The organism is bacterium, from assembly GCA_036524115.1.
Lineage (GTDB): Bacteria > JAUVQV01 > JAUVQV01 > JAUVQV01 > DATDCY01 > DATDCY01.
On record DATDCY010000054.1, the window covers coordinates 1 to 11930 of the forward strand.

11 protein-coding genes are annotated in these 11930 nt (G+C 74.4%); 10 read left to right on the forward strand and 1 reads right to left on the reverse strand.

Translation table 11 applies throughout. The features are described from left to right. The 10 genes from nuoL to VI078_02495 all read left to right on the forward strand — a co-directional run. The coding region (gene nuoL, locus VI078_02450) for an NADH-quinone oxidoreductase subunit L (GenBank protein HEY5998143.1) at positions 1–1788 on the forward strand (1788 nt) is incomplete at its 5' end. Continuing rightward, the gene (locus VI078_02455) at positions 1785–3311 is read left to right on the forward strand and encodes an NADH-quinone oxidoreductase subunit M (GenBank protein ID HEY5998144.1); all 1527 of its coding nucleotides are present in this window, start codon (positions 1785–1787) and stop codon (positions 3309–3311) included. The genes nuoL and VI078_02455, both read left to right, overlap by 4 nt. Continuing rightward, positions 3308–4735: an NADH-quinone oxidoreductase subunit N gene (locus VI078_02460; GenBank protein HEY5998145.1), complete on the forward strand. Its 1428-nt coding sequence runs from the start codon at positions 3308–3310 to the stop codon at positions 4733–4735. Before VI078_02455 ends, VI078_02460 begins: the two co-directional genes overlap by 4 nt. A 28-nt stretch (positions 4736–4763) precedes the next feature. Next, positions 4764–5282: a ubiquinol-cytochrome c reductase iron-sulfur subunit gene (locus VI078_02465; protein HEY5998146.1), complete on the forward strand. Its 519-nt coding sequence runs from the start codon at positions 4764–4766 to the stop codon at positions 5280–5282. A gap of 10 nt (positions 5283–5292) precedes the next feature. Next, positions 5293–6924, forward strand: coding sequence for a cytochrome b N-terminal domain-containing protein (locus VI078_02470; protein HEY5998147.1), 1632 nt, complete (start codon positions 5293–5295; stop codon positions 6922–6924). Further along, positions 6921–8363, forward strand: coding sequence for a glucose-6-phosphate dehydrogenase (zwf, locus tag VI078_02475; protein ID HEY5998148.1), 1443 nt, complete (start codon positions 6921–6923; stop codon positions 8361–8363). Before VI078_02470 ends, zwf begins: the two co-directional genes overlap by 4 nt. An 82-nt stretch (positions 8364–8445) precedes the next feature. Next, complete coding sequence (locus tag VI078_02480) at positions 8446–8814, forward strand: hypothetical protein (protein ID HEY5998149.1); 369 nt, start codon at positions 8446–8448, stop codon at positions 8812–8814. A gap of 103 nt (positions 8815–8917) precedes the next feature. Beyond that, positions 8918–9436, forward strand: a complete 519-nt coding sequence (locus VI078_02485) for an OsmC family protein (protein HEY5998150.1) — start codon at positions 8918–8920, stop codon at positions 9434–9436. Between the two features lie 94 nt (positions 9437–9530). Further along, positions 9531–10634: a cytochrome c3 family protein gene (locus VI078_02490; protein ID HEY5998151.1), complete on the forward strand. Its 1104-nt coding sequence runs from the start codon at positions 9531–9533 to the stop codon at positions 10632–10634. 57 nt (positions 10635–10691) lie between these two features. Continuing rightward, the gene (locus VI078_02495; protein ID HEY5998152.1) at positions 10692–11372 is read left to right on the forward strand and encodes a PIG-L deacetylase family protein; all 681 of its coding nucleotides are present in this window, start codon (positions 10692–10694) and stop codon (positions 11370–11372) included. A gap of 31 nt (positions 11373–11403) precedes the next feature. Here VI078_02495 and VI078_02500 read toward each other — a convergent pair. Further along, a partial coding sequence (locus VI078_02500; GenBank protein HEY5998153.1) for an OB-fold nucleic acid binding domain-containing protein occupies positions 11404–11930 on the reverse strand: 527 nt, incomplete at its 5' end.

The window sequence follows — 11930 nt, forward strand, 5'->3', positions numbered from 1 at the left end:
GGCGCGGCGGCCGCGCTCTTCTGGACCGCCGCCGCGCGCCTCGCGCTCGCGCCGCCGCCCTCCGGCGCGGTCACGGTGCCCCTCGGGCGCTGGCTCGAGGCCGGCGGCATCGACGTGACCTTCGCGCTGCGCCTCGACGCCCTCTCCGCCGCGATGGGTCTCGTCGTGACCGGCGTCGGCTTCCTGATCCATCTCTACGCGGTGGCGCTGATGCGTGGCGAGGAGGGGCTGCGGCGCTTCTACGCCGCGATGAACCTCTTCGTCGCCGCGATGCTGCTGCTCGCGCTCGCCGACGACTACCTCGTGCTCTACCTCGGCTGGGAGGGCGTCGGCCTGTGCAGCTACCTGCTGATCGGCTTCTGGCACCGCGATCCCGCCAATGGCCGGGCGGCGCGCAAGGCCTTCGTCGTGACGCGCGCCGGCGACGCGGCCCTCCTGCTCGGGCTGCTCCTGATCTTCTCGCGCCTCGGGACGCTGCGCATCGACGAGGTCGCGGCACGCGCGGGCGCGGCCTGGCAGCCGGGGTCCGCGGTCGCGATCGCCGCCGCCGCGCTGCTGCTCGCCGGCGCCCTCGGCAAGTCCGCGCAGCTGCCGCTGCAGACCTGGCTGCCGGACGCGATGGCCGGGCCAGTGCCCGTCAGCGCGCTGATCCACGCCGCGACGATGGTGACGGCCGGCGTCTACCTCGTCGCGCGCAGCCGCGCCCTGTTCGCGCTCGCCCCCGCGGTCCTGCACGCCGCGGCGGCGATCGGCGCGGCGACGCTGCTGCTCGCCGCCTGCAGCGCCCTCGTCCAGCGCGACGTCAAACGCGCGCTGGCGTACTCGACGATGAGCCAGATCGGCTACCTCTACCTCGCGCTCGGCGTCGGCGCCCCGGCGGCCGCGATCTTCCACCTCGTCACGCACGCCTTCTTCAAGGCGCTGCTCTTCCTCGGAGCCGGCGTCGCGATCGTCGCCGCGGGCGGGACGCACGACCTGGCGGCGATGGGGGGGCTGCGCCGGCGGCTGCCGCTGGTCTTCTGGTGCTTCGGCGCCGGCACGGCATCGCTGGCGGCGCTGCCGTTCGTGACCGCGGGATTCTGGAGCAAGGAGGGTATCCTCGCCGCCGCGTGGTCGTCGCCCTGGGCCGGCGGATGGCTCTGGGCGGCTGGCGTCGCCGGCGCGCTGCTGACCGCGCTCTACGCGTTCCGCATCCTCGCGCTGGTCTTCTTCGGGGAGCCGCGCGCCGCGTTCAACGGGGCGGACGCGCAGTCTGTCGCCACGGGACCGGCGATGACCATCCCGCTGGTCGTGCTGGCGCTGGCCTCGATCGGGGGCGCCCTGCTCGCGCTCCCCCCGCCGGGCGCAACCGGTTCGGCGTTCGTCACCTTCCTCGCGCCGGTCCTGGGAGGGGAATCGGGAGGGGCCGCGGAGGTCTCGCCCCTGCTGCGCCCGGTCGCGGTGCTCGCCTCGCTCGGCGGTGCCTGGCTCGCGTACCTGTTCTTCCGCCCCGGGCGCGCCGGCGCGGCAACGACGGGGGCCCCGGCCGCCGCCGGGCCGCTCCACCGCCTCCTGGTGGCCGGCTGGGGCTTCGACTGGCTCTACGAGCGTCTCTTCGTGCGGCCGCTGCTGTGGGCGGCGGACGCCGGGCGGGACGACCCCGCCGACCTGCCCTTCCGCGGGCTCGCCTGGTACGTCCTGCTCGCCGACGGCATGCTCTCGCGCGCGCAGTCGGGCCGGATGCGCTGGTACGCCGCCGGCATCGCGCTCGGCGCGGCGGCCGCTCTGGCGCTGGTGCTGCTGGCATGACGCTCGCGCTGCTGATCGTCGTGCCGCTCGCCGCCGGCATCCTTGCCCTCGTTCCGGGCGGCGGGCGGGAAACGCGCGCCCGCGTGCTTGCCCTCGCCGCGATGCTCTTCGACCTCGGCGTGTCGGCCGCCATCTGGCTGCGCCACTTCTCCGGAGCGCGACCGCCGGACGCGGGGTGGCTGGAGGAGTTCGACGTCCCCTGGATTCCCGCCTGGGATGCGCGGCTGCACCTGGCCCTCGACGGCGCGAGCCTCGCGCTCGTGGCGCTGACCGCCCTGCTCGGCGTGGCGGCCGTGCTCGCCTCGTGGCGCGAGGTCCGGCGCCTGGTGCCGGGTTTTCACGCCTGCCTCCTCTGGGCGCTCGGCGGCATCACGGCCGTGTTCCTGGCGCGGGACCTGCTCCTCTTCGTCCTCGCCTGGGAGCTGATGCTGGTGCCCGTCTACCTGCTGATCGCGCTCTGGGGCCATGAGGGACGAGCGCGGGCCGCCGTCCGCTTCCTGCTCTTCACGCAAGCCGGCGGCCTGCTGCTGCTCGCGGCGGTCCTGGGCCTCGCCCTCGCCCACGAGCGCGCCACCGGCATGCTCACCTTCGACGCGGAGCGACTGGCGGCAACGCCGCTGGCCCCGGGCCTCGCGCTGGTGTTGCTGATCGGCTTTCTCGCCGCCTTCCTCGTGAAGCTCCCTGCGATCCCGCTGCACACGTGGCTGCCCGAGGCGCACACCCAGGCGCCGACCGCCGGGAGCATCGTCCTCGCCGGCTTGCTGCTCAAGACCGGCGCCTACGGACTGCTGCGGTTCGCCATCCCCCTCTTTCCCGGCGCCGCGGCCGCGGTCGCGCCGGCGCTCATGGCCGCGGCGGTCGCCGGCATCTTCTACGGGTCGGTGCTCGCCATCGGGCAGAGGGACCTCAAGCGCTTCATCGCCTACACGAGCGTGAGCCACATGGGCTTCGTGCTCCTCGGGCTCTTCGCCGGGAACGACCTCGCGCGCCAGGGGGCGCTCGTCCAGATGGTCTGCCACGGGCTCGGCACCGGCGGCCTCTTCCTCGTCGCGGGGGCGCTCCAGGAGCGGCTCGGCTCGCGCTCCTTCGAGCGGCTCGGCGGCCTCTGGGACGAGGCGCCGCGGCTCGGCGGCGCCACCCTCCTGCTCGCCCTGGCGGCGCTCGGGCTGCCGGGCCTCGGCACTTTTCTCGGCGAGTTCCTCGTGCTGCTGGGCACGGCGCGCTCGAGCCTGCCGGCGGCCGCCGCCGGCGCCGCCGGGCTCGTGCTCTCCGCGGTCGCCTCCCTGGTGCTCGTCCAGCGCGCGCTCTTCGGCCCGGCGCCGGAGCGGCCCCGCGTCGCCGACCTTGGCGCGCGCGAGGCCGCCACGCTCGCCGTGATGTGCGGGCTGCTGCTCGGCATCGGCCTCCATCCCGGGCCGCTCCTCGATGCCGCGCGGCACGGCCTGGCGACGATCGCCGCGCCGGGGAGCGCGCCGCAGCCCGAGCCTGCGCCGCAGCCGCCGGCGCCTGAGGGGACGCCATGAGCCGCGCCGACCTCGCCGCACTGCTGCCGCTGCTCATCACGGCGCTGGCCCCGGTCGCCCTGCTGGTCGTCATCGCCGCGGCCCGCAGCCACGGGGTGGCGCTGGCCCTGACCGTCTTCGCCGTCGGCGAGGCGCTCGCCGCGATCCCCGGGGCGCTGGCGGCGGCGCCGCGGCGCGTGGGGCCGCTGCTCGTGGTGGACGGCATCGCCCTCTTCGCGGCCGGATTGGTCCTCGCGGCCACGCTGGCCGTGGCGCTCCTCGCGCAGCGACAGCTGCGGCGCGAGGAGCGGCCGGAGGAATTCTACCTGCTCCTGCTGCTCGCCGCAGCAGGCGCCCAGGTGCTCGCGGCCGCGGCGCACGTGGCCTCGCTCGTGCTGGGCCTGGAACTGCTCAGCACGGCCCTCTACCCGCTCATCGCCTACCGCCGCCCAGGCCCCCGAGGCGTGGAGGCAGGGCTGAAGTACCTGGTACTCGCGGTGGTGGCCATCGCGACGCTGCTCTTCGGCGCGGCCCTGCTGTACTTCGAGTGGGGGACCCTCCAGCTCGCGGCCCTCGCCGCGGCGTTCGCTCGCGGCCCCGTGCCGCCGCTGGCGACCGCCGGGCTGGCCCTCATCGTGGTCGGCGCCGGCTTCAAGCTCTCGCTCGTGCCGATGCACCTCTGGGCGCCCGATGTCTTCGCCGCAGCCCCCGAGCCGGTCTCCGCCTTCATCGCGACGGCCTCGAAGGGCGCCGTGGCCGTGCTGCTCCTGCGCCTCGCGGCGCCCGACGGCGCGATGACGCCGCCGCCGGTCGCCGCCCTGCTCGCGACGCTCGCCGTGCTCTCGATGCTCGGCGGGAACCTCGTCGCGCTCCGCCAGCGCGATCCGCGGCGCATGCTCGCCGGCTCGTCGATCGCGCACATGGGCTACCTGCTCGTGGCGGTGCTGGCCGCCGGTCCCCGCCGCGTCGAGGCCGCGGCGTTCTACCTCGTCGCGTACGCCGCGGCGACGCTGGCGGCCTTCGGCGCCCTCGCGCTGCTTCGCCGCCGCGCGGACGGACGCGCCGCTGGGACCGAGCTGGAGGGCCTTGCGCGGCGGCGGCCGTTCCTCGCGTCCGTCCTCGCCATCGCGCTGCTGTCGCTGGCGGGCCTGCCGCTGACCGGGGGCTTCATCGGGAAGGTCTACCTCATCGGCGCCGGCGTCGAGGCCGGCCTGAGCGCGCCGGTCGCCGCGCTCATCGCCGGCAGCGTCCTCGGCCTGTTCTACTACGTGCGGCCGATCGTGGCGATGCTCGCCGCGCCGGAGGCTCAAGTGCGCCACACCTCTGCCGCACCCCCGCACGGCTACGCGGTGCTCGCGGCACTCGCCGCCGTACTCCTCTGGCTCGGGACGGCCCCGGCGCCGCTGCAGGGCCTGCTCCGCGCGCTCGGGCCGGCGGGCTTCTGAGCGCGCCATGGCCTATATTGGGGGTGCGATGCCCGATCCGGACCTCGACTTCGCCTCGCGCAGGCGCGCCTTCCTCCGCACGACGGTCGGCGCGCTCTCCGCGGCGGCCGCGGCCACGCTCGGCCTGCCCATCGTGCGCGCGCTCTTCGTCGCGCCGCCGGCGAGCGGCGTCGCGTGGTCGCGCGTCGGCCCGGTCGACGCGCTCGGGGCGGGATCACCGCTCGAGATGAAGTTCGAGACGCTCGGGGAGGACGCATTCCTCCGTACCCCGGAGCTGCGTTCCGTCTGGGCGGTGCGCTCGGGCGCCGGGAACATCGAGGTCTACTCGCCCGTCTGCCCGCACCTCGGCTGCCACTATCTCTGGAACCCCGGGAGCGGGCGCTTCGAATGCCCCTGCCACGCGAGCGTCTTCGCGCTCGACGGCCGGGTGCTCTCCGGCCCCGCGCCGCGGCCGCTGGACACCCTGGAGCACCGGGTGGACGCTGGCGTCCTCTACGTCCGCTGGACGCAGTTCCGCGCCGGCGTGGCGCGCAAGACGGCGGTCTAGGGTGGCGCAGATGCTCGCGCGGGCGGCGGAATGGATCGGGGAGCGCTGGCCGGTGGCGGCGCTGCGCTCGCTCCTGCTGGACGAGCGCATCCCCGGCGGCGCCAGGTACGCGTACAGCACCGGCGCGCTGGTCCTGGCCGTGTTCGGCGTCCAGGCGGCCACGGGGCTGGCGCAACTGCTGTTCTACGCGCCGACGGTGGACCACGCCTACGACAGCGTCTGCTTCCTGCGCACGCGCGTCGCCTTCGGCTGGCTGATCCACGGGCTGCACTTCTGGGGCGCGACCGCGATGGTCGCCCTCGTGCTCGCGCACCTGGCGACCGGCTTCCTCTGGGGCGCCTACAAGCGGCCACGCGAGCTGACGTGGCTCGCCGGCTGCGGGCTTCTCGCCGTCGTCCTCGGCTTCGCCTTCACGGGCGGCCCCCTGCAGTGGGACCAGAAGGGCTACTGGGCCGCGCAGGTGGGGACAAGCGTCGCGGGGAGCGTGCCGCTCGTGGGCGGCGTCCAGAAGCTGCTGCTGCGCGGCGGCGAATCGATGGGGCAACTCACGCTGACGCGCTTTTTCGCGCTGCACGTGCTCGTGCTCCCGGCGCTGCTGCTCGGGCTGGCCGCGGTCCACGTCGTCGCGATGCGCCGCTTCGGGCTCTCCGGCCCCTGGGACGAGGGCCGCCGCGCGCCCGACGGCCCCTTCTGGCCCGACCAGGTCTTCAAGGACGCGGTCGCGATCTCGCTGGCGCTGCTGGCGCTCGTCGCGCTCGCGGCCCTCGCCCCTCCCGGCTATGCGGGGCCCGCCGACACGCTGGACGTCGCCTACGTGCCGAAGCCGGACTGGGAGTTTCTCTTCCTCTACCAGAGCCTGAAGTACTTCAGCGGGCCGCTCGAGCCGCTCGGCACCGTCGGCGTGCCCGCCGCCCTCGCGGCCCTGCTCCTGCTGCTCCCCTTCGTCGACCGCCGGCCCGAGCGCAATCCGCTGCGCCGCCCGCTCGCGCTGGCCGCGGGGGTGGCGCTCGCCGCGACGCTGACGGCCCTGAGCGTCGCGGGACACCGCAGCCCGGGCTTCGCCGGGACCGCGGCGGCCGACGCGGGCGCGGTCTGGCTCCCCGCCGCTGGCGCCGGGTCCTCCGCCACTGCGGCGGCTGGCGGCGCCGCACCAGGGCGGGCCGCCGCCATCATCGGCAACGCCGAGCGGGGCGCGCAGCTCTTCGCGGCGGACTGCGCGGGCTGCCACGGCCCGCGGGGCGCGCGCGGCGTATCGAACCCCGGGGCCGCCGACGGCACCGTCCCCACGCTCGCCCCCATCGACCCGGCACTGCGCGACCCCGACCCCGCACGCTTCGCCGAGCACATCGACACCTTCATTCAGCACGGGTCGGTGCCGGAGGGCCGCGCGCCCGCGATCTCCATGCCGGCGTTCGGTGATGCCAATGCGCTGACGCAGCCGGCGATCGCAAACCTCGAGGCCTACCTGCTCGGCCTCAACGGCGTGGACCGCGGCCGGATCGTCGAGCCGGGGATGGAGCCGCGCACGTTCCTGCTGCTCGTCGCCGCAGCCTACGCGCTGATCGCGCTCGTGGCCGGCGGCGCGCGCCAGAAGCTCGCGGATGCGGCCGCCGCCGGGCCGCAGGGAGGAGCGCGACCGTGACGACGCAGCCGGCCGACGCCTTCGTCTTCTTCGGGGCCACCGGGGACCTCGCGGCAAAGAAGATCCTCCCCGCGCTTCTCTCGCTCGTGCGCCGCGGGCGGCTGGCGGTCCCGATCGTCGGCGTGGCGAAGGAGGACTGGGACCGCGCACGGTTCCTCGGGCACGCCCGCGACGCCCTGGAGCGGCAGGGCGCGCTCGACGAGGCGGCGTTCCAGCGGCTCGCCTCGCTCGTTGGGTACATCGGCGGCGACTACCGCGACCGCGCGACGTTCGAGGCGCTGCGCGCGGCGCTCGGGGCGGCGCAGCGCCCGCTCTACTACCTGGCCATCCCGCCGTCCATGTTCGAGCCGGTGCTCGCCGGCCTCAGCGCGGCGGGCTGCACCGCCGGCGCGCGGGTCGTGGTCGAGAAGCCGTTCGGCCGCGACCTGGCCTCGGCGCGCGAGCTGGGCGCGCGCCTCGCGCCGATCTTCCCCGAGGCGGCCGTGTTCCGGATCGACCACTACCTCGGCAAGGAGCCGGTGCAGAACATCTTCTACACCCGCTTTGCCAACGCGATCTTCGAGCCGATCTGGAACCGCGACCACATCGCCGCCGTGCAGATCACGATGGCCGAGGAGTTCGGGGTCGAGGGCCGCGGCGCCTTCTACGAGGAGGCCGGGGCGGTCCGCGACGTGCTCCAGAACCACCTGCTGGCGATGGTCGCGCACCTGGCGATGGACCCGCCCAGCGGCTCCTCGGTCGAGGCGCTGCGCGACGAGGCGACCCGCCTGCTGCGGGCCGTGCGGCCGCTCGACCCGGCGGACGCCGTGCGCGGCCAGTTCCGGGGCTATCGCGAGGAGCGCGGCGTCGCCCCCGACTCGCGGGTCGAGACATTCGTCGCCGTGCGCCTGTTCATCGACTCGTGGCGCTGGGCCGGCGTGCCCTTCCTGATCCGTGCCGGCAAGCGCCTGCCCGTGACCTCGACGACGGTGACCGTCGATTTCAAGCGCCCGCCGCGCGAGACGTTCGGCGAGGCCGTGCCGGTCTCCTCGAACCACCTGCGGTTGCGCCTGAGCCCGGAGGTGCTCATCGCGCTCGGCGTGCGGGTCAAGGTCCCGAGCGAGCGCATGGAGGGCAAGGACGTCGAGCTGGTCGTGTGCCAGAACGAGGGCGACGCGCTGGCGCCGTACGAGCGGCTCATCGGGGACGCGCTCGCGGGGGACCAGACGCTGTTCGGCACCCAGGCGCGCGTGGAGGAGCAGTGGCGCATCGTCGAGCCGCTCCTGCGCGCCGGGACGCCGCCGGCCCTCTACGAGCCGGGCAGCTGGGGACCGCCCGCGGCCGGCGCGCTCGTCCCCCCGGGGACCTCGTGGCACGACCCGCGGGCGAGCGAGCGCGAGCGCTGCGGACCGGACCGGGCGCAGGCCGGGGATGCCGGCCCTGGGGCGAACACTCCATAGCGGCGCCTCCGCGCGACTCCTACTTTTTTTGAAAGGCGGAGGAATGCGCCTGCCGCCGTCACCTCAGGACAAGGAGGACGCCATGAAGAAGCTCTGTCTCGCAGGCATCGCGCTCGCCATGCTGCTGGCCCCCTGGATGACCGCCCTGGCGGCGGCCGCGGGCCAGGAGAAGGTCTCGATCAAGGGCGAGATCATCGACACCTACTGCTACGCCACCGAGGGCGCCAAGGGCGACGGGCACCGCGAGTGCGCCCTCGCCTGCGCCAAGGCCGGGATCCCCGTCGGGCTGCTCGAGGACGGCACGGACAAGGTCTACGTGCTGCTCCCGAACAAGGCGGCAACCGCGCTGCCGGCGTCGGTCCTCGAGAACATGGCGCGCAAGGTGACGGTCAACGGCACCGTCATCACCAAGGGCGGCAGCCAGTTCCTCAGCGTCGACTCGCTCAAGTAGCGCAGACCGCTTGTCACCGGCGTCCCTCCGGGGGACACTGTGCCTCCCGGGGCGGAATGGGTCCGCCCGCGGAGCTGACGGCATCCACCAGGAGGGGACGGCCATGGGCAGGCGGAGCCTGAAGGAGATCGTCGCGACGCGGATCGAGCACTTCACGCGCAGGCCGGAGGCGGCCGCCTACGCGCCGAAGGTCAGCTCGCGGCACGTCCGCAACCTCTACACGGAGACCCGGGTGCGCGAGCACCTGGTGAAGTCGGACTACGGCGAGGCCGCGGGCGGCGAGAACCAGGCCCCGAACCCCATCGAGCTGCTGCTCACGGCGTTCGCCGCCTGCATCGAGGCGGCGTTCTTCGAGTTCGCCGAGCACGAGGGGCTCACGGTGACCTCCGTCGAGGCGCAGGTCGAGGGCTCACTCGACCTGCGCGGGCTCTTCATGGTCGGCGACGTTCCCGCCGGCTTCAGCGAGGTCAGGTACGTGCTGCGCGTCGTCAGCCCGGACGACCCATCGCGGGTCCGGGCGCTCGCCGAGAAGGTGATCGAGCACTGCCCGGTGGTCGACAGCCTCAGGAAGCCGACCGCGGTCAACGGCGTCGTCGAGGTCTGCGGGCCGGCGGCAGGCTAGAGCACCGCCGGCGCGCCAGCGCCCTCTCTTTCCGGTTGGCAGGAGATTTGCATTCATTGGGATGCAAACTGCTTCGAGCGGAAAGAGAGGAACCATGACCATCGCCGTGCGACACTGGATCCCGAGGTTGGCGGCCCTGACCGCAAATCTCGCGGCATGCCTGTTTTTCCTGCTGCCCGGGCCGGCCCGGGCATGGCAGCGCGACCTGCAGGCGGAACCGCTTCGCGAGATCCGCCAGCATGACGTGACCACCGTCGACGAGCGCAAACTCGCGACGGACGCTGCTGGAAATGCCGACGCCTGCGAAAAATGCCACAGCGCCTGCGAGGAGGGGCGGCACCACGGCGGGCGCCAGGCGACGGCGCCGCGCGCCGACGTTGACCTGCCGCTTGCGGCGGACGGCAGCGTCACGTGCCTGACTTGTCACCGGCACCACGGGGATGGCGCCGCGGCAGGCATTGCCCTGCGGCTCCCGAACCTCAAGCGGGAACTCTGTCTCGCCTGCCACGCGCCGGCGCCGGTGGACGAGCCGACCATCGAGATCCTCTCGCCCCCCGAGCGCGCGCTCGTCCCGGAGGAGCGCGTCGCGCTCATCGGCAGGTTCTCCTCGCCCGTCGGCGGGCACCTCACCGTCCGGCTCAACGGGACGTCCTTCCACGTGCGGGCCGGGGAACGCGACTTCTCCACGTGGCTGACGCTCCGCGAGGGCGTCAACCGCTGCGAGATCGCCCTCGGCGAGCGGGTGCTCTGGAGCGGCGAGATCTTCCACGGTGACAAGGGCGGGGGCAGCTACGCGCGCCGAGCCATCGGCCACCGGACCGCCAGCCAGCAGGAGTGTCGCGAGTGCCACGACGAAGGGGACGAGAAGGCGATGCGCACGAGCGCCGACAACGCCGCCCTCTGCTACGAGTGCCACGACCGCCACGAGGGAAAGCGCTACCTGCACGGGCCCCTCGGCGTGGGGGCCTGCCTCGTCTGCCACGACCCGCACAGCGGCTACGGGACCGCCCACCTGCGCGACGATCAGGCGCTGCTCTGCGGCACGTGCCACGCCACGGGCGGCGGCGCAACGGCGTCGGCGTGCAATGCGCGCGGAAAGAACTGCTCCGACTGCCACGACCCGCACCAGTCCGACGCGCGCTACCTGCTCAAGGGTCCGAAGTACACGCTCCTGCGCGACACAGACGCGGGCCGCTAGCGGAGGTGCCGGGGCTGCCGGCCCGAGGGCGCCCCGGAGAAGAGGTACCCGCACGCGATGGAACGGATCCTGGCGGTATTCGCGCACCCGGACGACGAGGTCTCCTGCGTGGGCACGCTCGCCAACCACGCGGACGCCGGCGATCAGGTGCGGCTGCTCTGGCTCACGCGGGGCGAGAGCACGACCGTGCTGGCCATGGACCGCGAGGCGAAGATCCGCGAGCGCGCGCGGCAGGCCGAGCGCGTCGGGACGCTGCTCGGCGCGGCGACCGGGTTTCTCGATTTCCCGGACGCCGGTGTCGTCCACACCCGTGAGAACGCGCTCGCGGTCGCCGAGGTCATCCGCGCCTGGAAGCCGACGATCGTCGTGACCTGGAACCTCCACCGCGCCGTCGGCGCCGGCCACCCCGATCACCGCAACACGCACGCGATCGTCCTCGACGCCGTTTCCTACGCCCGCATTCCGCTCGCCGCCGGCCAGGAGGTGCAGCGGGAGCACGTCAGCATCTACCTGACGCACGAGGAGCGTGGCGGCCGGCCGCTGCGGCTGATCGACGTCTCCGCCCAGGAGGAGCGCATCCGCGCCTTCTTCGGGATCTACAAGGGGATGTACGGCGCCTGGCCCGTCGAGGAGCTGGTCTTCGCCAGGCTCATCAGCCAGGGGCGGGCGGCCGGCTGCCGCCTCGCCGAGGCCTTCGAGGTCGTGCAGCTCGGCAAGGCGGACCGCCTGCTCATCTGAAGGGGCGCGCGGCCGCCGCGCGACGGTGGCCTCACCGGAAGTCCCGGGACGGCGCGGTCAGCTCGCCGAGGAGGTGGCTGAAGTCCGCGAGGCGGCGCGCGATGAGGTGCACGACGGCCCCCTCGCGCTCGATGCGCCCGGCGACCAGCAGCAGCCGTGCGCCGATCAGCTCGCGGTGCTGGCGGTCGGCGAGGTCGCGCCAGACGACGACGTTCGCCGTGCCCGTCTCGTCCTCCAGGGTCACGAAGGTCACGTCCTTGGCCGTGCCGGGGCGCTGGCGCGTGACGACGATGCCGGCGAACCGCGCCGGGCGGCCGTGGGGCAGCGCGTTGAGACGGGCGGCGGTCAGGCACTTCTCGCGTGCCAGGCGCCCGCGCAGCAGCGCCACGGGGTGGCGGCCGAGGGTCAACCCGACGGCGGCGTAGTCCTCCAGGAGGTCCTGGCCCTCCGTGGGACGGGAGAGCCGCGGCGCCGGCTCGATGACGGACACGCCCCGCAGCAGGGGCAGCGGCTGCGACTCGGCCCCCAACGCCGCCCAGCGCGCGAGCCGCCGGTGAC